Origin of the sequence: Actinoplanes sp. NBRC 101535 (assembly GCF_030269225.1) — a bacterium.
Taxonomy (GTDB): Bacteria; Actinomycetota; Actinomycetes; order Mycobacteriales; family Micromonosporaceae; genus Actinoplanes; species Actinoplanes rectilineatus.
This window is the reverse complement of the sequence record NZ_BSSY01000001.1, coordinates 16,580-42,508: the sequence shown is the minus strand read 5'-3', so window position 1 is coordinate 42,508 and position 25,929 is coordinate 16,580. Positions and strand designations below refer to the sequence as shown.

25 protein-coding genes are annotated in these 25,929 nt (G+C 71.1%); 9 read left to right on the top strand and 16 right to left on the bottom strand.

Going from position 1 to position 25,929, the window contains the following annotated elements:
* A complete protein-coding gene (locus tag QSK32_RS00210; RefSeq protein WP_285470876.1) occupies positions 1 to 777 on the top strand; it encodes a metallophosphoesterase in 777 nt (258 codons plus the stop codon).
* On the opposite strand, the gene QSK32_RS00205 is transcribed toward QSK32_RS00210, so the two are convergent.
* Positions 768 to 1,931: a hypothetical protein gene (locus QSK32_RS00205; protein WP_285470875.1), complete on the bottom strand. Its 1,164-nt coding sequence runs from the start codon at positions 1,929 to 1,931 to the stop codon at positions 768 to 770. The genes QSK32_RS00210 and QSK32_RS00205 overlap by 10 nt on opposite strands.
* Positions 1,932 to 1,999: 68 nt before the next feature.
* On the opposite strand from QSK32_RS00205, the gene QSK32_RS00200 reads away from it, so the two are divergent.
* A complete protein-coding gene (locus tag QSK32_RS00200; protein ID WP_045742198.1) occupies positions 2,000 to 2,239 on the top strand; it encodes a hypothetical protein in 240 nt (79 codons plus the stop codon).
* Between the two features lie 12 nt (positions 2,240 to 2,251).
* Here QSK32_RS00200 and QSK32_RS00195 read toward each other — a convergent pair whose 3' ends face one another.
* Positions 2,252 to 3,469: an MFS transporter gene (locus QSK32_RS00195; protein ID WP_285470874.1), complete on the bottom strand. Its 1,218-nt coding sequence runs from the start codon at positions 3,467 to 3,469 to the stop codon at positions 2,252 to 2,254.
* A gap of 82 nt (positions 3,470 to 3,551) precedes the next feature.
* Here QSK32_RS00195 and QSK32_RS00190 point away from each other — a divergent pair, with 82 nt between their 5' ends.
* Positions 3,552 to 4,460 carry a LysR family transcriptional regulator gene (locus QSK32_RS00190; RefSeq protein WP_045742200.1) on the top strand — a complete coding sequence of 303 codons (909 nt, stop codon included), beginning with the start codon at positions 3,552 to 3,554 and terminating at the stop codon, positions 4,458 to 4,460.
* Between the two features lie 451 nt (positions 4,461 to 4,911).
* Positions 4,912 to 6,504, top strand: coding sequence for a methyl-accepting chemotaxis protein (locus QSK32_RS00185; RefSeq protein WP_285470873.1), 1,593 nt, complete (start codon positions 4,912 to 4,914; stop codon positions 6,502 to 6,504).
* 4 nt (positions 6,505 to 6,508) lie between these two features.
* On the opposite strand, the gene QSK32_RS00180 is transcribed toward QSK32_RS00185, so the two are convergent.
* The 3 genes from QSK32_RS00180 to QSK32_RS00170 are packed head-to-tail and all read right to left on the bottom strand — an operon-like array spanning position 6,509 to position 9,199.
* Positions 6,509 to 7,252, bottom strand: coding sequence for a pseudouridine synthase (locus QSK32_RS00180; RefSeq protein WP_045742202.1), 744 nt, complete (start codon positions 7,250 to 7,252; stop codon positions 6,509 to 6,511).
* The gene (gene scpB, locus QSK32_RS00175; protein ID WP_285470872.1) at positions 7,239 to 8,159 is read right to left on the bottom strand and encodes an SMC-Scp complex subunit ScpB; all 921 of its coding nucleotides are present in this window, start codon (positions 8,157 to 8,159) and stop codon (positions 7,239 to 7,241) included. The genes QSK32_RS00180 and scpB overlap by 14 nt, the downstream gene beginning before the upstream one ends.
* On the bottom strand, positions 8,156 to 9,199 hold the full coding sequence (locus tag QSK32_RS00170) for a segregation and condensation protein A (protein ID WP_502872499.1): 1,044 nt from the start codon (positions 9,197 to 9,199) through the stop codon (positions 8,156 to 8,158). The genes scpB and QSK32_RS00170 overlap by 4 nt, the downstream gene beginning before the upstream one ends.
* A 137-nt stretch (positions 9,200 to 9,336) precedes the next feature.
* Here QSK32_RS00170 and QSK32_RS00165 point away from each other — a divergent pair, with 137 nt between their 5' ends.
* On the top strand, positions 9,337 to 9,861 hold the full coding sequence (locus QSK32_RS00165) for a GNAT family N-acetyltransferase (RefSeq protein ID WP_285470871.1): 525 nt from the start codon (positions 9,337 to 9,339) through the stop codon (positions 9,859 to 9,861).
* A gap of 49 nt (positions 9,862 to 9,910) precedes the next feature.
* Here the strand turns inward: QSK32_RS00165 and QSK32_RS00160 are convergent, their stop codons facing one another.
* Positions 9,911 to 10,222: a hypothetical protein gene (locus QSK32_RS00160; RefSeq protein WP_157410974.1), complete on the bottom strand. Its 312-nt coding sequence runs from the start codon at positions 10,220 to 10,222 to the stop codon at positions 9,911 to 9,913.
* A 197-nt stretch (positions 10,223 to 10,419) separates the two neighbouring features.
* A complete protein-coding gene (locus QSK32_RS00155) occupies positions 10,420 to 11,922 on the bottom strand; it encodes a tetratricopeptide repeat-containing diguanylate cyclase (protein ID WP_157410975.1) in 1,503 nt (500 codons plus the stop codon).
* Between the two features lie 876 nt (positions 11,923 to 12,798).
* On the opposite strand from QSK32_RS00155, the gene QSK32_RS00150 reads away from it, so the two are divergent.
* Positions 12,799 to 13,047 (top strand): hypothetical protein, encoded by a 249-nt coding sequence (locus QSK32_RS00150; RefSeq protein WP_285470870.1) that lies wholly within the window; start codon positions 12,799 to 12,801, stop codon positions 13,045 to 13,047.
* A 125-nt stretch (positions 13,048 to 13,172) separates the two neighbouring features.
* On the opposite strand, the gene QSK32_RS00145 is transcribed toward QSK32_RS00150, so the two are convergent.
* From QSK32_RS00145 to ald, 5 genes are all read right to left on the bottom strand, one after another.
* Positions 13,173 to 13,478: a hypothetical protein gene (locus QSK32_RS00145; RefSeq protein ID WP_285470869.1), complete on the bottom strand. Its 306-nt coding sequence runs from the start codon at positions 13,476 to 13,478 to the stop codon at positions 13,173 to 13,175.
* A gap of 340 nt (positions 13,479 to 13,818) precedes the next feature.
* Positions 13,819 to 14,490, bottom strand: coding sequence for a zinc metalloprotease (locus QSK32_RS00140; RefSeq protein WP_285470868.1), 672 nt, complete (start codon positions 14,488 to 14,490; stop codon positions 13,819 to 13,821).
* Positions 14,491 to 14,501: 11 nt separating this feature from the next.
* Positions 14,502 to 15,434: a ParA family protein gene (locus tag QSK32_RS00135; RefSeq protein ID WP_045742207.1), complete on the bottom strand. Its 933-nt coding sequence runs from the start codon at positions 15,432 to 15,434 to the stop codon at positions 14,502 to 14,504.
* Between the two features lie 112 nt (positions 15,435 to 15,546).
* Positions 15,547 to 16,449 carry a site-specific tyrosine recombinase XerD gene (locus tag QSK32_RS00130; RefSeq protein WP_502872498.1) on the bottom strand — a complete coding sequence of 301 codons (903 nt, stop codon included), beginning with the start codon at positions 16,447 to 16,449 and terminating at the stop codon, positions 15,547 to 15,549.
* 14 nt (positions 16,450 to 16,463) lie between these two features.
* Positions 16,464 to 17,579, bottom strand: coding sequence for an alanine dehydrogenase (gene ald, locus QSK32_RS00125; RefSeq protein WP_045742208.1), 1,116 nt, complete (start codon positions 17,577 to 17,579; stop codon positions 16,464 to 16,466).
* Positions 17,580 to 17,708: 129 nt separating this feature from the next.
* Between ald and QSK32_RS00120 the strand changes: the two genes are divergently transcribed.
* Positions 17,709 to 18,917: a barstar family protein gene (locus QSK32_RS00120; protein WP_045742209.1), complete on the top strand. Its 1,209-nt coding sequence runs from the start codon at positions 17,709 to 17,711 to the stop codon at positions 18,915 to 18,917.
* 62 nt (positions 18,918 to 18,979) lie between these two features.
* The gene (locus QSK32_RS00115; protein WP_045742210.1) at positions 18,980 to 19,765 is read left to right on the top strand and encodes an SAM-dependent methyltransferase; all 786 of its coding nucleotides are present in this window, start codon (positions 18,980 to 18,982) and stop codon (positions 19,763 to 19,765) included.
* Positions 19,766 to 19,810: 45 nt separating this feature from the next.
* Here QSK32_RS00115 and QSK32_RS00110 read toward each other — a convergent pair whose 3' ends face one another.
* Complete coding sequence (locus QSK32_RS00110) at positions 19,811 to 20,227, bottom strand: VOC family protein (protein WP_045742211.1); 417 nt, start codon at positions 20,225 to 20,227, stop codon at positions 19,811 to 19,813.
* A gap of 76 nt (positions 20,228 to 20,303) precedes the next feature.
* Between QSK32_RS00110 and QSK32_RS00105 the strand changes: the two genes are divergently transcribed.
* Complete coding sequence (locus tag QSK32_RS00105; protein ID WP_285470867.1) at positions 20,304 to 21,281, top strand: NAD(P)-dependent alcohol dehydrogenase; 978 nt, start codon at positions 20,304 to 20,306, stop codon at positions 21,279 to 21,281.
* A gap of 109 nt (positions 21,282 to 21,390) precedes the next feature.
* Here QSK32_RS00105 and QSK32_RS00100 read toward each other — a convergent pair whose 3' ends face one another.
* The 3 genes from QSK32_RS00100 to QSK32_RS00090 all read right to left on the bottom strand — a co-directional run bounded on the left by QSK32_RS00100 (position 21,391) and on the right by QSK32_RS00090 (position 25,913).
* Positions 21,391 to 21,945 (bottom strand): NUDIX domain-containing protein, encoded by a 555-nt coding sequence (locus tag QSK32_RS00100; protein WP_045742213.1) that lies wholly within the window; start codon positions 21,943 to 21,945, stop codon positions 21,391 to 21,393.
* A 1-nt stretch (position 21,946) separates the two neighbouring features.
* On the bottom strand, positions 21,947 to 23,644 hold the full coding sequence (pyrG, locus tag QSK32_RS00095) for a CTP synthase (RefSeq protein WP_045742214.1): 1,698 nt from the start codon (positions 23,642 to 23,644) through the stop codon (positions 21,947 to 21,949).
* Positions 23,645 to 23,777: 133 nt separating this feature from the next.
* On the bottom strand, positions 23,778 to 25,913 hold the full coding sequence (locus QSK32_RS00090; RefSeq protein WP_045742253.1) for a hypothetical protein: 2,136 nt from the start codon (positions 25,911 to 25,913) through the stop codon (positions 23,778 to 23,780).
* Between the last annotated feature and the right edge of the window lie 16 nt (positions 25,914 to 25,929).

The following is a 25,929-nucleotide window of genomic DNA, read 5'->3' as shown; positions in this document are numbered from 1 at the left end:
GTGCCTCTCTTCGCCGCCAGTGACATGCACGGTCATCGTGCCGAGTTCCGGGAGGCGCTGCGCGACGCCGGGTTGATCGACGCCGCCGGCGACTGGTCGGGGGCCGACGCCCGGCTGTGGCTGCTCGGCGACTACTTCGACCGTGGTCCGGACGGTGTCGGGGTGATCGACGACATCCGGCGGCTCGCCGGTCAGGCCCCGGCGTCCGGTGGCGAGGTGCACGCCCTGCTCGGCAACCACGAGGCGCAGCTGCTGGCGGCGTACCGGTTCGGGCACACGGTCACCGCCCAGGACTGGGACTTCTACGACGCCTGGGTGCGGTACGGCGGTCAGGAGTCGGACATCCGGCGGCTCACCCCGGAGCACGTCGAGTGGCTGCTGCGGCTGCCCGCGACCGCGCTCGTCGACGACCACCTGCTGGTGCACTCGGACACCACGAACTATCTGGCGTTCGGCGACAGTGTGGCGACGGTCAACGCGATGGTGACCGACTATCTGAACACCGACGACCCGGAGGCGTTCCTCTACTTCTGCGGCATGATCAGCGGCCGGGCCTCGTTCCGCACCGGTGACGAGGTGGAGCGGATGTTCGCGACCTTCGGCGGGATCCGCCTGGTGCACGGGCACAGCACGCTGATCTCACAGTTCGGGGTCCGGCCGGACGACGTGCGGACCGCGCTGAGTTACTCCGATGATCGGGTGCTGGCCGTCGACGGGGGCGTCTTCGAGGGCGGTCGGGTCCTCGTGACGCCCCTGCCGTTCCCCGCTCAGTCCTGATCTTTTTCGGACACCGAGGCGGGTTCGCTGACCCACGCCGAGAACACCGGGACGCCGTCCCACGGGCCGTCCTGCGCGGCGACCGCGACCACCGCGTACGCGTGACCGAACCGCAGCTCCGCCCGCCGGACCACGACCGTCGGCGGCATCATCGTCAGGGTCGCCCAGCCGGTGACCGCGGCGGCCTCGAAGCCGTACCGGCCGTACCGTGCCATCGCCGACTGCCGCGCGTCGAAGGCCTCGCCGCTCGTCCCGGCGAGCGGGCCCAGCACCCGCGACGCCGCACCGAAGCCCAGCCCGGGAGCGGTCAGGTCGAGATCGCTGGTGGCTGACCAGCAGGGCAGGACGGCGCTGTGGAACTCCCGGGACCGGGACGCCTCCCGCTCCTCGCGAAGATCCCACAGCGGTCCCTCGCCGAGCGGCAGGTCGAAGAGCGAGACCTTCTCCGCCCCGGCGGCCACCCGGTAGGCGGCCGCGATCACCGTCTCCGGCGGGACGTCCGCACCCGCCGCCACCGAGAACACCCGCAGGCCGTCGGCGGAGGCCGCCGCGTGCACGATCAGCTCACCGGCGTCGGCGTCGCGGGTCACGAACGCCTCGTGGCCGTGCTCCGGGGTCCGCAGCACCCGGTCCAGCCGCCCGGCCCACGGGCTGCCCGCACCGAGCGCCGCCGCGGGCGCCACCTCGAACGGATGCTCCCAGGAAACCTTCGTCGCCAGGGCGCTGGCCAGCATCAACACCACGTCCGGGCCGGCACCGAGCGGGAAACGGTCGATCAGGCCGAACGTGTGATCCCGGGCCCAGCGGTCCAGCCCGGCCTGGTCGGGCAGGGGGCCGGTGCCGGTACTCGCGGGCAGTCCGGCCCGCCAGCCGGCCAGGCCGTCCGGGTCGGCGGACGGGCCGTGCCACACCGCCGTCGCCGCGGCGACCGCCGGATGCGGCTGCTCCAGCAGCTCGGCGGCGATCGTGGCGGCCCGCCGCGGGTCGATGCCGAGCACCTCGGTGAGCTGCGGATCCGGCTTGGCGCAGGCCCGCCCGGCGAGCGCCAGCAGCAGCCAGGCGCCCAGCGGCGACGCCACGTGATGCCCGGTGCCGGCCGAGGCGTGCAGCCGGCGCGCGTACCGGCCCAGGGCGCTGATCCACTCGTCGCTCATCCACCCACCGTAGGGGCTCCCACCACCACACGCATCTGCGCCCGCACCGGTGCGGGTAACGTTCGTGTGTGATCCCTTTCTGCCCCGAGTGCGGCGCGCAGGGCGTGCCGCTGCTGTTCGGACTGCCGGTTCCGGCAGCGCGAAGAGCCGCCGAGAACGGGGACCTCGCTCTCGGCGGCTGCGTCCTGCGGGAGCCGGCGCCCAACTGGCAGTGTGCTCACGGCCATCAGTGGCGCGATCTCGACGAGAACGCGTGGGACCGGCGGCTGCTGGCCGTCCTCGCCGCCCACGGCGACGATCTCTCCTGAGACCTTCGCACCTCACACCGTTACGGGGGCGCGGGACGGTCCGCGCTCCCGGGAGAGCAGCGCCACCACCGCGAGCAGCAGCACCAGAACCCCGGCGAACCAGGTCATCACGGTGACCGGGCCGGCCAGCGCGGTGGCCACCCCCAGCACCACCGCCGGCACCCCGATCCCCAGGTAGGCGACGAGGAACAGCCCGGCCAGCGCCTCACCGCGCTCGGCGGGCGCCGCCATCGCGGCCACCGCGCCGACCGACGCCTTGAACAGCACGCCCGCGCCGACACCGGACACCACACCACCGGCCACGAACACCGCCAGGCTGCCGGCGTGCATGCCGGCCACCAGGGTCAGCACCCCGCCGGCCTGGGCGAGCAGGCCCAGGGCCGTCCGCGCCGGGCCGCTCAGCCCACCGGTCAGGCTCTGCGCGACGGCCGCGCTGCCGAACACCGCGAACACCACGGCACCGGCCAGCGCCCGGGAGGTGTGGTGCAGCGTACCGGCCACGAAGGACGGCGCCAGCGCGGTGAACACGCCGAACACCGCGAACGAGGCGAACGCCCCGGCCGCCGCGGCCAGATACCTGGTCCGGTCGCCGTGCGCGCGGATCCGCTGCGGGCGGTAGGCGGGCCGGTCCACCCGCGGCGGCACCGTCTCCGGGGTCAGGGCCACCGCGACGACGCTCAGGACCAGAAGGACCAGGAAGACCAGATAGGGGGTACGCAACGGAGCCGGCGCGTACTGGGCCAGCAGTCCGGCGACGAGCGTGCCCAGGCCGAGTCCCCCGCTGTTCGCCGCGGTCGACACCACCTCGAACCGGCGGCGCGACGCCTCCGGCCGGTGCGCGGCGTGCAGTTCCTGCAGGTGCGCCGTGGCGGTGGCGGTGATCATGCCGACCCCCAGGCCGGTGACGAACCGGGCCAGCAGCAGCACCGGCAGGGACGTGCCGGTCAGGAACAGCACCGCCGCGAGGAGTTCGAGCAGCAGCGCCGGGATCAGCACCCTCCTGCGGCCGAACCAGTCGGAGACGTGCCCGGCCAGCAGCAGACTCGCCACCACTCCGGCCGCGTACGCGGCGAACACCACCGTCACGACGAAGGTGGAGAAGCCGTCGCGGGCCATGTAGAGCGGGTACAGCGGCGTCGGCACGGTGGAGAACGCCATCGCGGTGAGGAAGGTGAGGGCGATCGCCCAGAACCCGGCGTGCAACCGGGCGGGCGTGGGGGTGGCGGTCATGCGGCCACTGTGCGCCGCACCGATCATCACCGACAACGAAAGTTGATGCTCACAGCTATCACCAACAGAGATACTTGCCGGTGTGGAACTCCGTCAGCTCGCCTATTTCGTCGCGGTCGCCGAGGAGCAGAGCTTCACCCGCGCCGCGACCCGCCTGCACGTCGTCCAGTCCGCCGTCTCCGCCGCGGTGAAGACCCTGGAACGCGAGCTCGGCGCCACCCTGCTGGACCGCAACGCGAAACGGGTCCGGCTCACCGACGCGGGCGCCACCCTGCTGCCCCGGGCCCGGACCGCCCTGGACGCCGCCCGGGAGGCCCGCGACGCCGTCGCCGAGGTCCGCGGCGGGCTGCGCGGCACCCTGCGGATCGGCACCCTCACCTCGGTCCGGATCATCGACCTGCCGGCCCTGCTCGGCGAGTTCCACCGGCGGCACCCGGGTGTCCTGCTGCGCACCACGGCCGCGCCGAGCGGGTCGGTCGGCCTGCTCGAGGCGCTCCTCGACCACCGCCTCGACCTGGCGTTCGTCTCGTTGCCGGGCGCGCACCCGCCGGGCGTACGCCTGATCGAACTGGCCTCCTCGGTCCTCGACCTGGTCGTGCCGCCCGGGCACCCGCTCGCCGGCCGGTCCTCGGTGCCGATCACCGAGTTGGCCGGGCTGGACTTCATCGACTCGCCGACCGGGTTCGGCAACCGGGCGGTCACCGACCGGGCGTTCGCCGCCGCCGGGGTGCCCCGGCACGTCACCATCGAGATCCCGGACATCGGCACCGGCGCCGACCACGTCCGGCACGGTCTGGGCATCGCCCTGCTCCCCCGGTTCGTGGTGGCCGGTGCCCCGGACGTCGTCACCCTGCCGGTCTCCGGCGCCGACCTGACGTGGCCGCTGTCGCTGGCGCTCCCGGCCGACGGGGTGCCGGGCGCGGCCGTACGAGCACTGATCGCCCTGCTCGACGAGGCCGCTACGGGTTTCCGGGGAGGTGCCGATCAGTGATGCATGCAGCCGATCCGTCTCGCCGCCGCGGCGGTCGCCCTGACACTGACGGCACTTCCGGTGCCCGCCCACGCGACGGCACTTCCGGTGCCCGCCCACGCGACGGCAGATCCGGTGCCCGCCCACGCGGCCGCAGATCCCGCGCTGACCGTGCCGGCTGGTACGCGTACGGCTGCAGCGCCGCCGACCGGGGCGTGGCCCGCGCCGACAACCGCGATCACCAAGGTGGCGGTGGACTCCCAGCAACGGCCGGAGCACGCCGGGCGGATCGAGGTCCAGCCCTCGGTGACACGACGGCGGCCGCCTCCCCCACGGTCACCTCGCCGAGTTTCGTCGTGGACTGAGCTATCAGGTCGTACCCGATAAGTCTTGGGTATCTGGATAAGTGACCCCGCAGGGGTCGCCGGGTGGTCTGATCCACGGGACAGTTCCGCTGTTCGAGGAGGCCCCGTTGCCCGGTTTCAGCCTTCGCGCTCTGAGCATCCGGGCCGGCCTGATGATCTCGGCCGGCATCGCTCTGCTGGTCGCGGTCGTCGTGGGCGGGTTCGGCATCTCCCGTACGCAGGCCATCGCCGACAAGGCCGAGGATCTGTACGGTCAGCAGCTACGCCCGCTGGCCGTCGTCAAGGACATCCAGCAGCTCATCTGGCACGGCCGCTGGGCAAGCCTGTCCGGCCTCACCGCCACCGACACGACCAAGGCAACGGCCTACAACGAGGAGGCCGCAGCCAACTACGACCTGGTCTCCACGCGCATCGAGGAGTACAACGCGTTCAGCCTCACCAGCGACCAACGTGCTGCGATGAGCACCTTCCAGACCGGCTGGGCGAACTACCTGGAGCTGCGGCAGCAGTCGTCCGCGCTGAAGAAGGCCGGCAAACTCGCCGAGTGGGCGGAGTTCCGCAGCAGCACGCTCAACCCGGCCCTCGCCGGGTCGATCACGACGCTGGACGATCTGGCCGCCTCCTCCGAATCCCTCGCCGCGGCGGCTGCCGCCCAGGCACAGACCACCGCGGCCCAGGCCGCCGCCGCCATCGCCGTGGTGCTGATCGTCGGCGTGGTCCTGGCCGCCGCCTTCGCCGCCGTCGTCGCCCGGATCACCAATCAGCGGATCAGAGCCCTCCGCGAGGTGGTCACCGCGATGGCCGACGGCGACCTGGCCGAACGAGACGAGGACCTGGCCGCCAACGAGATCGGCGAGATGTCCCGGGCCGTCCACCTGGCCGTGGCCCGGACCCGGGACACCATCGACGCGGTCGCCTCGATCAGCATCAGCCTGTCCGCACGCTCGTCCGAATTGGATCAGGCCAGCCGGGATCTGGCCGCCAGCACCGACCAGGCCTCGCACCAGGTCGGCACGATCGACGCCGCCGCCGGTGAGGTCAGCGCCGGTGTCCAGGCCGTGGCGAGCGGCGCCGAGCAGATGGGCGCGGCCATCCGGGAGATCTCGATCAGCGCCACCGAGGCCGCCGGGGTCGCCTCCCAGGCCGTCGAGGTGGCCGCGGACGCGAAGCTGACCATGCAGAAGCTGGACGCGTCGTCCGGGGAGATCGACGGCGTGGTCAAGACGATCACCGCGATCGCCGAGCAGACCAACCTGCTGGCCCTGAACGCCACGATCGAGGCGGCCCGGGCCGGCGAGACCGGCAAGGGCTTCGCGGTGGTGGCCGGCGAGGTGAAGGACCTGGCGCAGGAGACCGCGAAGGCGACCGAGGAGATCAGCCGCCGGATGGAGGTCATCCAGACCGACACCCGGGTCGCCGTGGAGTCGATCTCCGGCATCGGCGAGATCATCGAGCGGATCAACGATTACCAGAACACCATCGCCTCGGCGGTCGAGGAGCAGAGCGCGACCACCCAGAACATGACCGGCGACCTGAACCGGGCGGCCGGTGGCACCTCGGAGATCACCGGCGGACTCTCCCAGGTGGTCCAGGTGACCATGACGACCCGGGAGGCCGCACAGGCCGCCGAGGTCTCCGCCAACGATCTGGCGGAGAGTTCCCGGCGGCTGCGCGAGCTGGTCTCGCAGTTCTCCTACTGAGAGATCACTCGCCGTCGCCGACGGCCTTGAAGAGCGCGGCGACCTCGGCGTTCGACAGGTGCCGGAAACCACCCGGGCGCATGTCGCCGAGCCGGATCGGGCCCACCGAGGTGCGGATCAGCCGGGTCACCGGGTGACCGACGGCGTCCATCATCCGGCGCACGATGTGCTTGCGGCCCTCGTGCAGGGTGATCTCCACCTGGGCGGTCTTGCCGACCGCGTCGACCAGCCGGAAGCTGTCGACCTTGGCCGGACCGTCCTCCAGTTCGACGCCGGACTGCAGGGCCCGGCCGACGGTCCGCGGCAGCGGCCCGACCACCTCGGCGAGGTAGGTCTTGGCGATCCCGTACGACGGGTGCATCAGCTTGTGCGCGAGCGTGCCGTCGTTGGTGAACAGCAGCAGACCCTCGGAGTCGGCGTCGAGCCGGCCCACGTGGAACAGCCGCTGCTCGAAGTTGGCGCCGAGGAAGTCGGACAGCTCGGTGCGGCCCTTCTCGTCGTCGAGACTGGAGACGACGCCGCGGGGCTTGTTCAGCGCCACGTAGACCAGCTTGGTGTTGGTGATCACCCGCTGTCCGTCGACGTGGATCTCCGCCGTGGCGGGGTCGACCTTGTCGCCGAGCTTGGCGACACGGCCGTTGACGGTGACGCGCCGGCGGAAGATCAGATCTTCGCAGGCGCGCCGGGATCCAACACCGGCCGCCGCCAGGACTTTCTGGAGGCGTTCGGCGGTGTCAGCCTGAGGCATCGAGCACTTCTTCCACGTCGTCGGGCAAAAATGGGGCGAGCGGCGGCAACTGATCGACCGAGTTGAGCCCGAGTTTCTCCAGGAAGAGGCTCGTCGTCCGGTACAGGTAGGCCCCGGTCTCCGGTTCGGTGCCGCACTCCTCGATCAGGCCGCGAGTGACCAGCGTACGCATGACGCCGTCACAGTTCACACCGCGGATGGCGGAGATGCGCGACCTCGTGACCGGTTGCTTGTAGGCGACCACCGACAGTGTCTCCAACGCGGCCTGGGTGAGCCGCACAGACTGCCCGTCCAGCACGAAACGTTCCACGTACTGCGCGTACTCCGGACGGGTGTACAACCGCCATCCCCCGGCCGCGCGCCGCAGGTCGATGCCGTGCCCGGCCGCCGAGTACCGCTCGGCGATCCGCTCCAGCGTCCGCGCGATCCGTTCCACCGGCTGCTCCAGCACCTGCGCCAACTGCAGCTCACCGGTGGGCTCGTCGACCACGAGCAGAATCGATTCCAGTGCCCCGGCGAGCTCGGCGTCGTCCATCACGCTCGGCGCGGTGAGATCTTCCTTGGGGGTACGAGCCACACCTTCGACAGGCGCAACCGGAGCGTCCCGTGGCCCCCGAGGCTGCGCGGGCACCGTCATCTGACCCGAAGCGGCTTCCTGTTCCGGCTCGGCTTCGGGTGCCGAAGGCGCGCCGGGCTCCCCGGACTCGCCGGGCTCCCCGGACTCGCCGGGCTCCCCGGACTCGCCGGGCTCCCCGGACTCGCCGGGTTCATCGGACTCGTCGGGTTCCTCCGGCTCGTCCACGCTCGCCTGGTACTCGCGGTCCGGCTCACGTTTGCGTTCCCATGGCGGCACCCACGCCGCCGCCTGCGCGGCCAGGGAATCGGGCTGCTGCTCCTCACCGCTCACGATGTCTCCTCCGCCGCCGAATCACCCTCATCAAGATCACCATCGGGACGCGGCCCGTCAAGTTCCGCGGCGCCGCTGTCCTCCGAACCGGTGTCATCGTCGGCCTTCTCGGCGTCCTCGGGAAGCGGTCTGGTCCCCTCGTAGTCGTCGATGTCGAGTTCGACGTCGCCCGCACCGCCGATCCAGCGCACCGTCAGCTCGTCGAGCGACACCGGCTGCTCGAAGTCGACGAGCCCCTCCCGGTACAGCTCCAGCAGCGCCAGGAACCGGGCCACCACCTCGAGGGTGTTCGCGCAGTCCGCAACCAGCAGGCTGAACGTGGCGCTGCCGGCCCGGCGCAGACGGTCCCGCAGCATCGAGGCGTGTTCACGGACGCTGACGCGTACCTGGTGGATGTGGGCGATGCTGACCTGCGGCGGTCCCGGCTTCGGCAGGAACTGCTTGAGCGCCAGTTTGAGCAGCCGCGGCGGGCCGACGCCGAGAACCAGTTCGGGGAGCGCGTCCGCGTACCGCTGCTCCAGACTGACCAGACGCGGCCAGCGACGCGCCCCGGTGGCCTCGAGTTCCGCGATGTGCGCGGCCGCCTCCTTGAAGGCCTTGTACTGCAGGAGCCGGGCGAACAGCAGGTCGCGCGCCTCCAGCAGAGCCAGGTCCTCCTCGTTCTCGACCTCGGCGGCCGGCAGCAACCGAGCCGCCTTCAGGTCGAGCAGGGTCGCCGCGACCAGCAGGAACTCGCTCGTCTCGCCCAGGTCCCAGTCGTCGCCCATGGCCCGGATGTACGCGATGAAGTCGTCGGTCACCTGATGGAGCGCGATCTCGGTGACGTCCAGTTTGTGCTTGCCGATCAGCTGCAACAGCAGATCGAACGGACCGGTGAAGTTCTCCAACCGGACCGTGAAACCCCCGGAATCGGCCTCCGGCTCGGCCATCACGGCATCGTCGTCACCCGCGGTGACCGCCGTGGACGCGTCGTCGGACGGCTCAGGATCACCGGGCGGCGGCAGGTCGGGCTCTTCAGGCACGTGCCGACCGTAGACCATGCCGTGCATCAGCTGTTCCGGGCTCACGCTGTGTCGGTCCTTCCGTCGCCGGACAGCCCCCGACCCTTCCAACGGCACAACCGGCTGCGGGTTGCTCACCGGTTACGTTTCCGCTTCTCCGCGGTTACGCTGCCGCGATGCAGTCATTGATCGCGCCCCGCCTCCTGTTGCGCGAGTGGGAGGAGAAGGACGCCGGTTTCCTCCTCGACATGTACTCGCGCCCGGAGGTGAAGCGACACCTCGTCGCCGACTCGCAGGTGCTGCGGGACGAGGCGGAGGCACTGGCGATGCTCGAACGCTGGCGTGCCCGGCAGGACGAGGCACACGGGGTCTGGGCCGTTCAGGACCGGGCCACCGGTCACCTGGTCGGCACCGCCCTGCTGCTGCGGATGATGCTCTCCGGCTCGTCGGCGGTGGCGGACGAGACCGAGATCGGCTGGCATCTGCACCCGGACGCCTGGGGCAGGGGGTACGCCACCGAGGCCGCGGTCGCGGTGCTCGCCTACGCGGCCCGCTCCAGCCTGACCGGGGTGTACGCCGTGACCGGCCCCGACGACAGCGCCGCCCGGGCCGTCTGCCGCCGCCTGGGGATGCGTCACCTCGGGACGACCGACCGCTACTACGACCAGACCTGCGAGCTGTACACCACGCTCCGGGAATAAGGCCGGGCCGCCACGTGTGAACGTGACGGCCCGTGGCGCTGGTGCGGTACTACTTCTTCTTGGTGGCCTTCTTCGCCACGACGGCCTTCTTGGCCTTCGACGGCTTCACCTTGGTGGACTTGACCGTCGCCGGCTTCGCCTTGACCGTGGCGGGCTTCGCCTTGACCGTCGCCGGCTTCGCCTTGACGGTCGCGGGCTTCGCCTTGGCCGGCTTGGCCTTGGCGGCGGTCTTCGTGGCGACCTTGTCGGTCTTCACGACGGCCTTGTCGGCCTTCTTCGCGGCCTTGACCGTGGCGCCCTTGGCCTTCGCCTTGACATCCTTGGCCACGACCTTCGCGTCCTTCTTCGCCTTCTCCGCCATGGGGGACTCCTCATCCTGTGCGATGCGTGACCAGCCGGTCACCGCGCCGCGACTGTAGACCGGCCAGTTGAACAGATCCGGGGTCGAGGGGTTCTCCGACCGAAAATGAGATGTTCACCATTTTTTATTTCGGCCGTTGCCCGGCCATGGTTGCTCATCTCGGGAATTCCGGGATCCACGACCTGATTACTACCCAGTCAGCCGGTCGTCACACGGTTACGGCCGGCATGTTTCGCGTCGTACAGCAGCGCGTCGGCCCGGCCCACCACCACACCCCGGTCGTCGCCGGGCAGCACCCCCGTCACCCCGATACTGGCGGTCACCCGCAGACCGGCGACGATGTCGCCCCAGCCGTACGCCTCGATCTCCGCCCGCAGCAACTCGCACATCCGCGCGGCCTCGTCCGGGCCGGCCCGCAGAATCAACACGAACTCCTCCCCACCCAGCCGGCCCGCATGCCCCGGCACGCCGTTCAGCAGATCCGCGAGCCGGCGCAGCACCTCGTCACCGACAGCGTGCGAAAACGTGTCGTTGACCCGCTTGAAGTGGTCCAGGTCGACCAGGGCGACACTGGCCGGCTCCCCCGACGCCAGCACCTCGGCCAGCACGGCGTCACTGCGCCGCCGGTTCCACAACCCGGTCAGCGAATCCCGCTCCGCCATCTCCCGGAAATGCTCACTGGCCCGATACGCCTCCTCCACCGCGAACTGGGCGTGCGCGAACCGGGCCGCCATGTCACCCTGCTGCGTCCGGCGCCCCTCCCACGCCTCATGAAACTCGACCATGCTCCGGTACGCCGCCGCGAAGTCCCCGGCCTCCGCGTGACAGGAGGCGATCATCCGCAGCGCCTGCGCGTCGTTCTCCGGCAGGTGCCGCTCCGCCGCCAGGACACGGCACCGCTGCAACGTGGACAGGGCCGTCCCCAGGTCCCCGCCCCGGCGCTGAATCTCGGCCAGAGTCAGCAGCGCCCCCGGCACCGCATCCGAATCGGTCGACGGGGCATGCTCGATCGCGTACCGGATCACCCGCTCCGCCTCCCCCGCCCGCCCCGTCTCCAGCAGCACGTTGGCGACCGTGTCGGCGGTCGACGCGTTCAACGCCTGCCCCGAAGCCGCCGCGAAATCCCGCAGACGCCCGGTCAACTCCCCCGCGGCGTCGATGTCCCCGGCGGCGTACGAACACCACGCCCAGTTGTTCAAATTGGCGATGATCAGGGTGGGCAGCCCCGACGCATCCGCCAACTCCTGCGCGACGACGAACTCCTCGGCGGAGAAGTCCCCCAGCCGCCGGTCGTTGACCTGCACCGCCAGAATGATCGCGTGGTCCGCCCGCAACGGCAGCGGATCCCCGTCGGCGAGCATCCGGGTCGCCCACAACGCATGCCGCACGGCGGTCGCGTTGTCCCCCAGCCGCCACAGCCCACCGGCGATCACCGCATGAGCGTGCGCCCGCACCAGCCGGTCCTCACTGCTGCTCAGCACATGCCGGGCAACCGTCACCCCTTCAGGCGCCCGCCCAGCCCGGTTGTCCAACTCCGCCGCAACAAGCCGGGCCAGCAGCACACACTGCCCGTCCCCCGCCCGCTCCGCAGCCCCCGCCAACGCCGCAGCCCGCTCCGCAAGTCCGACATGAGACGCGTAAACGTCCGCAACGAGCCGGCCGACCGCACCCAGAAGCGAGTCCTCCACCACCGGCAGCATGCCTGCACGATCGCCCCCGACACCCAACTCCTTAGCCCACCCCTCCACCCACCAACGCCCTTCGCACCCGACCACGTGATCGGGCACACCCACCGTCCCACTGCCCGGCGCCCGTCACCCTCGGCAACCACAGAACCGTCTCGGCCGTCAGCTGCACACGGACGAGACGAGCCGCCTCAGCCACCGCCCGCGCTGCCAGTCACGTCGCCGGTCACACGGCCGGTCGCATCGCCAATCGCGCTACCAGTCGCATCGCCAGGCGTCGCCAGTCGCGCGGCCGGTCGCATCGCCAGTCGCGCGGCCGGTCGTACGGCCGGTCGCGCTGCCAACCGCATCGCCGGTCGCGTTACCAGTTGCGTTACCAGTTGCGTTACCAGTTGCGCGGCCGGTCGCGCTGTCGGCACGCACAACGCCGCCCGCGACGGCCCGGCAGCCAGACAACGAGAGCAGTCCGCCAACGAACCCCGGCAAAGAGGCATCAAGGCCCACCAAGCTGTCGCCAACCACTACCCACAACCCATGGCGGCACAAGCACCCGATCAAGGGATCGAGTGCCCCCACCGTCCCAAACGGAGGGCTCCCCGCACCCAACCCCTTGATCGGGTGCGCCCACCGCCCAACTGCCCGGCACCCACCGCCCAACTGCCGGGTGCCGGGCAGTCGGGCGCCCGGCGCCCTCGACCTCGACCTCGACCTCGACCTCGACAACGACAACGACAACGACAACGACAACGACAACGACAACGACAACGACAAATAGGTACACCGATGATGAAGCCGGCAAATAGTTCCGATGAAAGACGGCGACACAAGCACCCGATCAAGCGATCGAGTGCGCTCACCACCCCAAACGGCGGGTTCTCCGCACCCAACCCCTTGATCGGGTACACCCACCGCCCAGCTGTCCCGGCGCCCAGCTGTCCCGGCACCCAGCTGCCCCGGCACCCAGCTGCCCCGGCGCCCAGCAGCGGCAGCGGCAGCGGCAGCGGCAGCGGCAGCGGCAGCGGCAGCGGCAGCGGCAGCGGCAGCGGCAGCGGCAGCGGCAGCGGCAGCGGCAGCGGCAGCGGCAGCGGCAGCGGCAGCATCCGAAACACGACGGTGGGTGCACCCAAAGGCCCCTGCTGACGCGCTTTTCCGCCCGGTGGCCGGCCCGCTCGAACCCTGTGGTGACCGCACCCGATCAAGGGTTCGGGTGCCTTCACCGCCCCAAAAGGTAGGGCTTCTGCACCCGATCATCTGACCGGGGGCGCTCACTGCGATTCCGATCTCGGCCGCCAGGAGGAGTGCCTGCGGAATGTGGCGCGGGTGCTCGCGCCCGGTGGGGCGTTCGTGGCGGAGGCATTCGCGGCGGAGGCATTCGCCGCGGAGACGTTCACCGCGGAGACGTTCACCGCGGAGACGTTCACCGCGGAGACGTTCACCGCGGAGACGTTCACCGCGGAGACGTTCACCGCGGAGACGTTCGCCGCGGAGACGTTCGTGGTGAAGGCGTTCGCCGCGGAGACGTTCGTGGTGAAGGCGTTCGCCGCGGAGACGTTCGCCGCGGAGACGTTCATGCCGGATCGGGCGCAGTTCGAGCGCGAAGAGCAGCAGGTCCAGACCAGGGATGTCGCCGAGGGGCACGTCTCGGTACACCTGCACCGATATGACCATGAGTCGCGGACGTTTCTGCGGCAGACTCTCACGTTCACCGATGGCGGGGTGCGGCTGCGGCCGTTCGGGATGCGGTACCAGCGGCAGGAGCAGATCGACGCGATGGGCTCGGGTTGGAGGCGCGGTGGGCTTCGTGGGGCGGGACCCGTTCGGGCCGGGGAGCACCGATCACATCGCAGGGCACTGTCCTGCGGGCCCGGCGTTTCCCAGGGAGTTACGGTGCGCGTACCGCCGAAAGAGCTTTCAGCCCCAGATCCGGAGGAACAGGACGCCGAGGATGTCCAGGAACATGATCAGCAGGGGGTATCCGGTCGGGAAGAACGCGAAGAGCAGCAGGATCAGCACGCCGACGTTCTTGTCCTCGAACCAGAGGCGCATCCAGTTCATGCTCGCGCCGGGGCGCCGCAGCGCGAACCACAGGATGCCGAAGCCGTCCAGCGGCGGGATCGGGATGATCGCCAGCAGGCCGAAGGCGAGCAGGCCACCGCCGAGGGACAGCATGATCTGGTCGGTGTAGGGGAGGGTTCCGACGCCGCGCAGGATGTCCACGAAGCCCAGGTCGCTGAGCACGTTGTCCGGGATGGCGATCGCGTACGCGGCCAGGATCAGTTCGCCCAGCAGGATGGTGGCGACCGGTCCGGAGGCGAAGACCGCGGCGGCCCGGCCTCGTCCCAGGTGGCGGGGCACCTCGTCGACGGTGACCTGCCGGCCCCAGCCCATGCCGCCGACGGCTGCGGCGACCGCGCCGAACGGGTCGATGTCTTCGCGCGGGTTGAGGTGCAGGGGACGGCGGTACGGCGAGAGGCCCACGGTGCGCAGCGTGAACCGCATGACGGCCACGCGCAGGGCCAGGCCGAGCAGGAAGGCGACCAGCAGGGCGACGAACGCCACCGGCGAGCCGAGTGCGAACAGCACGGGTGTGGAACCTAGCTTCGATCCGCCTGGGCGGCGATGACCTCGCGAGCGAGCTGACGGTAGTTGCGGGCGCCGGACGACGCCGGGTCCAGCGTAGTGATCGGCGCACCCGCGACGGTCGACTCGGGGAACTTCACCGTCTTGGTGATGACCGTCTGGTAGACCTTGTCGCCGAAGGCCTCGACGACGCGCTGCAGCACCTGGCGGCAGTGCGTGGTGCGGGAGTCGTACATGGTGGCGAGGATGCCTTCGAGTTCGAGGTCGAAGTTGAGCCGCTCGCGGACCTTGTCGATGGTGTCCAGGAGCAGGGCCACGCCTCGGAGGGAGAAGAACTCGCACTCCAGCGGTATGAGCACGCCGTGCGCGATGGTCAGCGCGTTGATCGCCAGCAGGCCCAGCGAGGGCTGACAGTCGATCAGGATGAAGTCGTATTCCTTGCGGACGCTGCGGAGGGCCCGCGCCAGTGCCATCTCCCGGGCGACCTCGTTGACCAGCTGGATCTCCGCGGCCGACAGGTCGATGTTGGCCGGCAGCAGGTGCAGCCCGGCCACGTCGGTCTTGATGATGACGTCCTCGGTGGTGACGTCGTCCTGCATGAGCAGGTTGTAGACGCTCAGGTCGAGGTTGTGCGGGTTGACGCCGAGGCCCACCGAGCAGGCGCCCTGCGGGTCGAAGTCGACGAGCAGGACCTTACGGCCGTATTCGGCGAGGGCGGCGCCCAGGTTGATGGTGGTGGTCGTCTTGCCGACGCCACCCTTCTGGTTCGCCAGGGCGATGATCCGCGCGGGCCCGTGCCGGTCGGCCGGCATCGGTTCGGGGATGGGACGGCGCATCGTGTACGCGGTGGGGTCGGCGGGACCGAGGTCGGCGCCGAGATCCAGGGAGTTCTGCTGCTCGCGGAGTGTGGAAGTCCATGCTTCCGCCCGCTCGCCGTTCCCCGACATTGCCTTCGCCCCCTCCCGGCTGTTAGCCGGAGCCGATGCCCGACTGTACGCCACACGCGCCGCCCACTCGGGGTCAGCCGTTCGGCGTGTCGCACCTAGGGGTGCGTAGCGTCTAACGAGCGCGCGGGTGAGTGGTCGCGTATATCTCCCGCAGACGTTCGACGGTCACCAGGGTATACACCTGCGTCGTCGTGACTGAGGCGTGTCCCAGCAGTTCTTGCACCACCCGAACGTCAGCTCCCCCGTCGAGCAGATGCGTAGCGTACGAGTGACGCAGCGTGTGCGGACTGACCGCGTTCGGACCGTCCACCGGAAGACCGGCCACACCGGCACAACGATGCAGGACCGTCCAGGCACTCTGCCGGGAGAGTCTTCCGCCCCTGGCGTTGAGGAAGATCGCCGGGGTACCCTTCCCGGCTGCCGCGAGCTGGGGGCGGGAGCGGACCAGATAGGACCGCACCGCGGTACGCGCGAACCCGCCGACCGGCACGAGGCGGGTCCGGCCGCCCTTGCCGCGCAGGATCGCCGCCGCGGTGTCCTCGTCGTCCAGTTCCAGGTCGTCGATGTCGGCGCCGACCGCCTCGGAGATCCGCGCCCCGGTGCCGTACAGGAACTCCAGCAGCGCCCGGTCGCGCAGCCCCAGCGGCGAGTCCACCGCCGGCACGGACAGCAGCCGGGTCACCTGGTCCACGTCGAGCGCCTTGGGCAGCCGCTTGGCCTGGGCCGGTGGGCTGATGTCGGCGGCCACGTCGTGCGGGACCAGGCGTTCCCGGACCGCGAACCGGTGCAGGCCGCGGACCGCGCTGATGGCCCGGGCCGCCGACGAGGACGCCAGGCCCTCGTCGCGCAGGCCGGCCAGGTGCCCGGTGACGTGCGTGGACCGGATGTCGCCGAGTTCCTCGACGCCGGCTTCGGCCAGCACGCCGGCGTAGCGGTCGAGGTCGCGACGGTACGAGGCGAGGGTGTTGCGGGACAGGCCGCGTTCCACGCTCAGGTGGTCGAGGTAGGCCCGGATCGCCGGTTCGAGACTCAGCGGAGCACCTCCGTCAGCGGCATCGGCACCATCCCGTGCGCGTCGGCGACCGGGCCGTAGACGACGCGCCCGTCGAACGTGTTCAGGCCGGCGGCGAGGGCCGGATCGGCCTTCATCGCGGCCCGCCAGCCGTGGTCGGCCAGTTCCAGAGCGTACGGCAGAGTGACGTTGGTGAGCGCGTAGGTGCTGGTGTGCGGCACCGCCCCGGGCATGTTGGCGACGCAGTAGAACATCGACTCGTGGACCCGGTAGGCCGGGTCGTCGTGGGTCGTCGGCCGGGAGTCCTCGAAACAGCCGCCCTGGTCGATCGAGATGTCGACCAGCACACTTCCCGGTTTCATCCGCGACACCAGGTCGTTGGAGATCAGGGTCGGCGCCTTCGCGCCGGGGACCAGGACCGCTCCGATCACCAGGTCCGCGTCGAGCACGGCCTTCTCGATCTCGTACGCGTTGGAGGCGATCGTCTGCACGTGACCGCGGTAGTCGGCGTCCACCGCCCGCAGCCGGGCCACGTTCTTGTCGAGCAGCAGCACCTCGGCCTGCATGCCGAGGGCTATCGCCGCGGCGTTGAGGCCCGAGACGCCCGCGCCGATCACGACGGCCTTCGCGGCGTACACCCCGGGAACCCCGCCCATGAGTACGCCACGACCGCCGCGTGCCCGCATCAGGTGGTACGCGCCGACCTGCGGGGCGAGTCGCCCGGCCACCTCGGACATCGGGGCCAGCAGTGGCAGGGAACGGTCGGCGAGTTCGACCGTCTCGTACGCGATCCCGGTGACCCGGCGGTCCAGCAGCGCGTCCGTGCAGGCTTTGCCGGCCGCCAGGTGCAGGTAGGTGAAGAGCACCTGGTCGGGCCGCATCCGCGGGTACTCCTCGGCGATCGGTTCCTTGACCTTGAGGATCAGGTCGCCGGTCTGCCACACCGCGTCCGCGTCCGGCAGGATCACGGCTCCGGCCGACCGGAAGTCGTCGTCGGTGATCGACGAGCCGAGACCGGCGCCGGCCTGCACGAAGACGTCGTGACCGTGCCGGGCGAACTCGAACACCCCGGCCGGGGTGATCGCCACCCGGAACTCGTTGTTCTTGACTTCGCTGGGGATGCCGACCCTCACGGGCCACCGTCCTTTCTCAACACTGAGTAAAGACCCGCCTGCGCGGGACACTACCTGTGAGCTGCGCAGCTTTCCCGGTTCGCGCACCGGATCCCCCGCTCGGCGGTCCGGCCTGTACGGTTCCACCCGATGAGTGGCTTTCCCTGGCTTCTGGTCGATCAGAACACTGACGACGGCAGTGACGCCGTGATCGCCGCGTGCGCGGACATCGACGGCCTCTTCGTCGATCCGCCGCAGCCGCCGGTGGAACGCTACGAACTGCTCGGCTGCGCCCCGGAGGGCCGCCTGCTGGCCGCGTGCGACGGCAGCGGGCCGGTCCGGCTGGGCAACCTCGGCGTCGCCGCGGTGCACCGGCCCGACTCGCCCCACGGCCCGGAGTGCTGGGACTGCGCCGAGGAACTGCTCGACGTGACGGTGCTCGGCGCCGGTCCCTCGATCGTGGTACCCGGTCTTTTCGATGTCACACTCGAGGGCCGGTTCCGGGTCGACGAGACCGGCTCGCCGAGCCGTAACGCGGAGAAGGCGCCCGACGCGGACGGCTTCCTGCTGGCCGGCATCACCGGTCACGGCGATGAGCCGTTCGGCGACTGCCAGGACGTCGCCGGGGTGTTCCGGCATCGCAACGCCCCGGCGCCGCGGCCGGCCACCCTGATCGGCTGCCGTCCGGAGCCGTCACTCAAACGGGCGATCGACGCGCTGCGCCGGGGTGCGCCCCGGCGCCGTTTCATCAACGCGTCGATATTCCATGCGGCGTACGACGGCACCGCGATCCACGTGCTCGGCAGTGGCCTGGGCGCGGAGGTGAGCGCGGTCCGGCCGTCGGCGCTCGGCGAGGGCCTCTACGACGTGGAGTTGCGCTCGCAGTACGGCGACGCGATCGGCGGTCCGCGGCCGACCCGGGCCCGGGAGATCTGGGACCTGTGGCGGGTGGGACGCCCGACCGAGGTGAACCTGTGGTCCGGGTACGACACCGAGCTGCGTCACGAGTGGGCGGGCGCGGCGCTGGCCCACCACCGGCAGGCCCCGGACCGGCCGGCGGACACCACGTTCCACCTGGACGGGCGGCACGTGACCGACGAGGAGGGTTTCTACTGCGCGATCGGCGAGGCGATCAACGGGCCGGCCGGCTACTTCGGCTGGAACCTGGGCGCCCTGCACGACTGCGCGGGTGGGGGCTGGGGCGCCGAGCCCGGGTTCCGGCTGGTCTGGCACGACGCGCAGGTGGCCCGGGAGCATCTGGTGCCCGGCTACGACCGGTATTGGTGGGAGCCGGCGGTGACGATGGACGACGTGCTCGGGCTGCTGGATCGTGACGGGGTTCGCGTCGAACTGATGTGACCGTTTCTGTTCAGTCGATCACCCCGTTGGCCGTGACACTGTGGACCGGGTAGGTTGCCGCCATGCCGGTCGATCTGAACACCGCCGTGCCGCACTCGGCCCGGATCTACGACTACCTGCTGGGCGGCAAGGACAACTTCGACGCGGACCGGAAAGCGGCCGCCGACATCGTCAAGGCGTCTCCGAGCCTGCCCATCTCGATGCGCGCCAACCGGGACTTCCTCGCCCGCTCGGCCCGCTTCCTCGCCGAGGACCTCGGCATCCGCCAGTTCCTGGACATCGGCACCGGGCTGCCGACCTCCCCCAACCTGCACGAGGTCGTGCAGGGGGTGGACCCGGCGTCGAAGGTCGTCTACGTCGACAACGACCCGATCGTGCTGGTGCACGCGCGGGCACTGCTCACCTCGTCCGCCGAGGGGTCGACCGCGTACCTGGACGCCGACCTGCTCGACGTCGAGAAGATCATCAATTCCGCCGAGGTACGCGACCTCGACTTCAGCCGTCCGGTGGCGGTCAGCCTCCTGGCGATCATGCAGTTCGTCCCGGACGAGTCCCGGGCGTACGAGATCATCGACGCTCTGATGGCCCCGCTGCCTGCCGGAAGCGCCCTGGCCATCTCGACGGTGACCGCGCACAACCCGCAGGCGGTCCAAGCCGCGGCGGTGTACACGGCCCGGGGCATCCCGGCGAAGCCGCGCACCGACGATCAGCTCCGGGGCCTGTTCCGTGACCTGGAGGTCGTGGAACCCGGGGTGCAGCTGGTGCACCGGTGGCGCCCGGAGCCCGCGTCGGCGCCGGTGGAGGACTTCCACGTGCAGATGTCCGGAGCGGTCGGCATCAAGCGCTGACCCTCGTTCGGTGTTCGGGGCGCCCGTCGTCGGGCGCCCCGATGCTCATTGGACGAAGATGCAGAAGGTGTGGCCGTCCGGGTCGGCGAACACCAGCAGCGGCTCCTCCGGATCGTCCCGGCGGTCGAAACGCACCACCCCGCCCAGGCTCAGCACCCGCTCGTGCTGCCGGTCGAGCTCCTCCAGCGAGTCGACCGCGGTGTCCAGGTGCATCTGCTGCGGCACCTCGGCGTCCGGCCAGGTGGTCGGCTTCACCACGGCGGTCTGCTGGAACGACAGGTTCCACGCCCCGTCGCCGCCGACCAGTTGCAGCCAGACCCGGCCCTTCTCGTCGTCCGTCCCGGGCGGTGGCGGCTCGTCGCCCGGCCGGTACTTCAGATTCAGCAGATGCCGGTAGAACTCGGCCGCCCGCCGGGCATCGGTGGTGTCCAGAACAAACGCCCACAACCGCGGAATGCTCACGTTTCCCCTCCTCCGGTCCTCTGCTATGGATCTACTGCCCCTTATGCGATTGCCGTAACTTCCTACCGTCGATTCCATGAAGGCGATAGTTCAAGACGTCTACGGCGAGGCCGACGTGCTCGCCGTCCGTGACATCCCCCGGCCCGTCCCCAAAACCGGTGAGGTCCTGATCCGGGTGATGGCGGCCGGCGTCGACCCCGGCGTCTGGCACCTGATGACCGGCCGCCCCTACCTGATCCGCGCCGCGCTGGGCCCGCGGCGGCCCCGCATCCCGGTCCGCGGCCGCGACCTGGCGGGCGTCGTCGAGACGGCCGGACCCGAGTCCGGTTTCCAGCCCGGGGACGAGGTGTTCGGCACCTGCGAGGGCGGCTCGTTCGCCGAGTTCGCGGTGGCCCGCGCCGACCGGATCGCCCGCAAGCCGGCGGGTGTCCCGTTCGTCGACGCCGCCGCCGTCCCGGTGTCCGGCACCACCGCCCTGCAGGCCGTCCGCTACGCCCGCATCACCACCGGCCGGCAGGTCCTGGTCATCGGCGCGGGCGGCGGCGTGGGCTCGTTCGCCGTCCAGCTGGCGGTGGCCGCCGGCGCCCGCGTGACCGGCGTGTGCAGCCCCGGCAAAGCCGACATGGTGCGCGGCCTGGGCGCCGAGCACGTCCTCGACTACCACCGTGAGGAGGTGGACAGCCGCGGCCCGATCTTCGACGCGGTCGTCGACACCGCCGGCAACCGCCCGCTGTCCCTGCTGCGCCGCGCCCTGAACTCGCACGGCATCCTGGTCCTGATCGGCGGCGAACGCCACGGCACCGCCCTGTTCGGCGGCATCAGCCGCGCGCTGGTGGCCGCCCCGCTGCTCAGCCTGACCAGCGGCGACCAGCGCCTGCACGGCCTGCTGGCCAAGGAGAACGCCGCCGACCTGACCGAGCTGGCCGCCCTGCTGGAGAGCGGCACCCTGCGCCCGGCCGTCGACCGCACCTATCCCCTCGCCCACGCGCCCGAGGCGCTGGCCGAGATCGGTCGCGGCCACACCGGCGGCAAAATGGTGATCACCCTGGCCTGACGCCCCACCCCGAACACACCAGTGCGCCCGTCGACGGCCGAAAGGTCTTCCAGAAGAGGACCGCCGGGGCCGCACAGCGACCCCGGCGGACACGACCACGCAGAACCCGTCAGACGTTCAGCACCCGGGCCGCGGCGAGAATCCCCGCCACCGCCGCCGCGTTGGTGATCTCTCCCCGCAGCACCATGCCGACCGCCTCGTCCAGCGCGACCAGGTGAATCTCCAGGTCGGCCTCCTCGTCCTCCCGGACGTGACGCTCCGCGTCCGGCACCGGCCGCAGGTCCCGGGCCAGGAACACCCGGACGAACTCGTTGCTGAACCCCGCCGAGGTGTGCAGCGCGATCAGCGGTTCGATCCGGCCGGCGATCAGGTCGGCCTCCTCGGCCAGTTCCCGCGCCGCGGTGATCTCCTCGGGTTCGCCCTCCACGTCGCGCAGGCCGGCCGGCAGTTCCCAGAGCCGGGCCGCGACCGGATGCCGGTACTGCTTGATCAGCACGACCCGGTCCTGCTCGTCGACGGCGACCACCACGACCGCGCCGCGGTTCTCCACCACGTCCCGGTCCGCGGTCCGGCCGTCCGACATGGTGATCGTGTCGGTGTGCACCGAGAAGATCGGGCCGGTGTACCGCGGGGTCCGCGACACCGTCTCGTGGGCGAACGTCATCTCAGGCCTCGACCGGCTCGGTCGCCACCTCGACCGGCAGTTCGTCGGCGGCCGCGTACGCCACCGCGGCCTTGACCAGGCCGTCGAAGAGCGGGTGCGGCCGGGTCGGCCGGCTCTTCAGCTCCGGGTGGGCCTGGGTCGCCACGAAGTACGGGTGGACGTCCCGGTCCAGCTCGATGAACTCGACGAGGCGGCCGTCCGGGGAGGTTCCGGAGAAGACCAGGCCGGCCTGGGTCAGCTTGTCCCGGTAGTCGTTGTTCACCTCGTAGCGGTGCCGGTGCCGCTCGGAGATCTCGGTCGCGCCGTAGACCTCGGCGACGATCGAGCCCTCCTTGAGGGCCGCCGGGTACGCCCCGAGCCGCATGGTGCCGCCCAGGTCGCCCTTGCCCGCGACGATGTCCTCCTGGTCGGCCATCGTGGAGATGACCGGGTAGGTCGCCGTCTCGTCGAACTCCAGCGAGTTGGCCCCGGTGAGCCCGGCCAGGTTACGGGCGGCGTCGATGGTCATGCACTGCAGACCGAGACACAGGCCGAGAATCGGGATGCGGTTCTCCCGGGCGTACCGCGAAGTGTTGACCTTGCCTTCGATGCCGCGCACACCGAACCCGCCGGGGATGACGATGCCGTCGACGCCCTTGAGGGCGGCGGCAGCGCCGGCCGGGGTGGCGCAGTCGTCGCTCGGCACCCACCGCAGCTTGATCTTCACGGTGTTGCCGAAGCCGGCCGCGCGGATCGCCTCGCTGACCGAGAGGTACGCGTCCGGCAGGTCCACGTACTTGCCGACGAGACCGATGGTGATCGTCCGCTTGGGGTGGTGGACCCGCTCGAGGAGGTCGTTCCAGGTCTTCCAGTTGACGTCCCGGAACGACAGGCCCAGACGGCGTACGACGTACGCGTCGAGGCCCTCGTCGTGCAGCACCTTGGGGATGTCGTAGATGCTCGGCGCGTCCGGGCAGGCGATGACGGCCTCACGGTCGACGTCGCAGTAGAGCGCCAGCTTGTGCTTCATCTTGTCCGGGATCTCCCGGTCGCTGCGGCAGATCAGGGCATCCGGCTGGATACCGATGTTGCGCAGCGCGGCCACCGAGTGCTGGGTCGGCTTGGTCTTCAGCTCGCCGGACGGCGCCAGGTAGGGCACCAGGGAGACGTGCAGGTAGAAGACGTGGTCCCGGCCCACCTCGTGGCGGACCTGACGGATCGCCTCGAGGAACGGCAGCGACTCCATGTCGCCGACCGTGCCGCCCACCTCGGTGATCACGACGTCCGGCGTGAGGCCGTTCTCGTCGGGATCGGCCATCGCGAAGATCCGGCTCTTGATCTCGTTGGTGATGTGCGGGATGACCTGCACCGTGTCACCGAGGTACTCGCCGCGGCGTTCCCGGGCGATCACCGCCGAGTAGACCTGGCCGGTCGTGACGTTCGCCTTGCCGGAGAGGTCCCGGTCGAGGAAGCGCTCGTAGTGCCCGACGTCGAGGTCGGTCTCCGCGCCGTCCTCCGTCACGAACACCTCGCCGTGCTGGAACGGGTTCATCGTTCCCGGGTCGACGTTGAGGTAGGGGTCGAGCTTCTGCATCACGACGCGGAGCCCGCGGGCGGTGAGCAGATTGCCGAGGCTCGAGGCGGTGAGGCCCTTGCCCAGCGAGGAGGCGACGCCCCCGGTGACGAAGATGTGCCGCGTGTCGCGCACTGTTGAGGCCAAGGCCCGCTCCCGTGGTCGCCGATGTTTCCGGTTCGTGCGGCCGGGGCCGTGCCCCATCCACGGGAGTTCACCGTAACACTGATTGCTGGGGCCGCCCTCCTCGGGCCGCCGGGACCTGCGTGTCAGTGCCCGGTCAGGTGACCGCTACCTGATCTTCGTCGGTTTTGCGCAGCGAAGGTCCGCCCGGTCCGTCCGTTTCGCCGGGTGGCGGGGTTCGGTCGGCGGCATGTAACAGAACTCGCAGTGCGGTGAGCACCGCCACCGGAACGGCGGTCGCGGCGGCCGCGCCGGCCACGCCCAGGGCGGTGCCGCCGAGCATGCCGGCGATCAGCGTCGCGACCGGGGTGCCCGCCATCGCGGCCCGGATCGCCGGGTGCAGGCCGTACAGCCGGTTGAGGCCGGCCCAGGGCGAGAACTGGCAGAACACCAGCATCAGGGTGCCGATCACGGCGAGCAGGGTCAGCGGGCTGTCCAGTAGGGCCTGGCCGTTCGCCGAGGCGGCCCGTTGCATGGCCGGGCCGGCGGTGCCGTTGCCGAGCGCGGTCAGGATCCGGCCCAGGGCGCCCTGTTCCAGCGGGGCCCGGCTCAGATCGAAGATCGCGAAACCGGCGGTCACCGCGAGTCCGGCCAGCGCGGCCCAGGCGAACCGGGCGAAGGTCAGCCAGCCGCCGGTGCTGATCGCCGCGGCCACGCAGACCCCGGCGGTCACCGCGATGGCGCCGACCGGGTCGGCTCCCAGGTATGCGCTGCCCACCATCACCACGCCGAGCCCGCCGAACAGCACCACCACCACCGGACGCCACCGTTTGCCGACCCGCTGGGCCAGGCAGCCGGCCAGCAGCAGCAGTCCGGCCACGAAGACGCCGAGGCCGACGCCGCCCAGCCCGGCGTACCGGATGCCGTGCACGGTCGAATAGCCGGCGACACCGTTGAGCTGGAGCCGCGCGCCGGTGAGCAGGTCGACCGCGACGACGGTGGCGCTGATCCCGGCCACCGCGGCCATCGGCCACAGCGTGGAGGTGTACCGGCCGGCCAGCCGGACCACGGCGGTGCCGGCCAGCATCAGCGCGCCGGTGGCCGTCCCGAACAGCCAGGCCGGGTGGTCGCTGGTCCACCAGGGCACCACGTCGGCCAGCAGCGCCGCCGGGATGGCCAGGCCGGCCGCGATCAGTGCGCCCTCGGCGACCGCCACGAGGCGGGCCGGGGGCAGCGGCGGGCCGGCCGGTCCCCCGTGCCGGCGGGCCCGGATCAGGATCGGGATCACCAGTACGAAGAGGACCAGTTGCACGATCGCCAGGACGGTGAAGAAGATCTCGGCGACCCCGCGCTGGGCGATGGCCCGCTGGTCCGCGTCGGCGTCACCCTGCATCGCGTCGGCCGGGGACGCCGGACGGTCACCGGCGACCGTGGCGGCGTACCCGGCGAACAGCTTCTCCGGCTGGTCCCGGCCGAGCGCCGAGAGCACGGTCGGCGCCAGGTCGACCAGTTGCAGGTAGCCGTCGCGGCCGGTGCTGGCCGAGGTGAGCCAGCCGTCGTCCCAGCCCGGCCCCTCGGCGATGGCCACGTGCAGCCGGGAGGCGGCGTCGGTGTCGGCCACCCCGGCGATCAGCATCAGGGACCGTTCCGGGCGGGCGGCGAGGACCTTCGCCAGGGCGGTGTCGGCGGCCTGGACCGCGGCCCGCCGGTCAGCGCCGGAACCCGTGACGGTGCCCAGGTCGACGATGCTCAGTACGCAGTCGTCGAGCAGGTCGGCCGGGTCGGCGGGCAGCTCCGGCACGTACCTGTCGACGCGGCCGAACGGGCGGGCCGCGGCGACGGCGGCGCCGGGGCCGACGGCCACCGTGCAGCGCACCGACTCGGCCAGGGCGCCGGGCGTGGTGCCGTACGGCAGGCTGTTCTGGTTGGTACGGACCACCGCCCGCTGGTCCACCAGGTTGGCGCCGATCCCGTCCGGCCGGGTGAGCGCGGGTGCCGCCGCCGGGCAGCGTCCCGGGACGTCGTCGGTGCTCCAGGCGGCGAAGTTGCCGGCGCCCAGGGTCAGCCAGCCGTCCGCGGGGCAGGTCACGTCGTGCGCGGACCGGACGGAGAGCCAGCCGATCGCGCCGGCGGTCGCCTCCTGCCACAGGGCCGGGGTGGTGTCCGGGTCCAGGTCCTCCCAGCGCAGCCCGGCGGCCGCGGCCACCACCACGTAGTCGGCCTCGCCGATCCGACGGCCCTCGCCGGGCCGCAACGACAGGCCCGCGACGCTGGCCGCCACGACCAGGGCCATCAGCAGGTAGGGCAGC

Bases quoted from the DNA above. Each gene is read 5' to 3' on its own strand.
- QSK32_RS00205 (WP_285470875.1), bottom strand. From the start codon at position 1,931: ATGAGCGACGAGTGGATCAGCGCCCTGGGCCGGTACGCGCGCCGGCTG.
- QSK32_RS00195 (WP_285470874.1), bottom strand. From the start codon at position 3,469: ATGACCGCCACCCCCACGCCCGCCCGGTTGCACGCCGGGTTCTGGGCG.
- QSK32_RS00180 (WP_045742202.1), bottom strand. From the start codon at position 7,252: ATGCCTCAGGCTGACACCGCCGAACGCCTCCAGAAAGTCCTGGCGGCG.
- QSK32_RS00170 (WP_502872499.1), bottom strand. From the start codon at position 9,199: ATGGTCTACGGTCGGCACGTGCCTGAAGAGCCCGACCTGCCGCCGCCC.
- QSK32_RS00165 (WP_285470871.1), top strand. From the start codon at position 9,337: ATGCAGTCATTGATCGCGCCCCGCCTCCTGTTGCGCGAGTGGGAGGAG.
- QSK32_RS00160 (WP_157410974.1), bottom strand. From the start codon at position 10,222: ATGGCGGAGAAGGCGAAGAAGGACGCGAAGGTCGTGGCCAAGGATGTC.
- QSK32_RS00155 (WP_157410975.1), bottom strand. From the start codon at position 11,922: ATGCTGCCGGTGGTGGAGGACTCGCTTCTGGGTGCGGTCGGCCGGCTC.
- QSK32_RS00145 (WP_285470869.1), bottom strand. From the start codon at position 13,478: ATGAACGTCTCCGCGGCGAACGTCTCCGCGGCGAACGCCTTCACCACG.
- QSK32_RS00135 (WP_045742207.1), bottom strand. From the start codon at position 15,434: ATGTCGGGGAACGGCGAGCGGGCGGAAGCATGGACTTCCACACTCCGC.
- QSK32_RS00120 (WP_045742209.1), top strand. From the start codon at position 17,709: ATGAGTGGCTTTCCCTGGCTTCTGGTCGATCAGAACACTGACGACGGC.
- QSK32_RS00115 (WP_045742210.1), top strand. From the start codon at position 18,980: ATGCCGGTCGATCTGAACACCGCCGTGCCGCACTCGGCCCGGATCTAC.
- QSK32_RS00105 (WP_285470867.1), top strand. From the start codon at position 20,304: ATGAAGGCGATAGTTCAAGACGTCTACGGCGAGGCCGACGTGCTCGCC.
- QSK32_RS00100 (WP_045742213.1), bottom strand. From the start codon at position 21,945: ATGACGTTCGCCCACGAGACGGTGTCGCGGACCCCGCGGTACACCGGC.
- QSK32_RS00090 (WP_045742253.1), bottom strand. From the start codon at position 25,913: ATGGCCCTGGTCGTGGCGGCCAGCGTCGCGGGCCTGTCGTTGCGGCCC.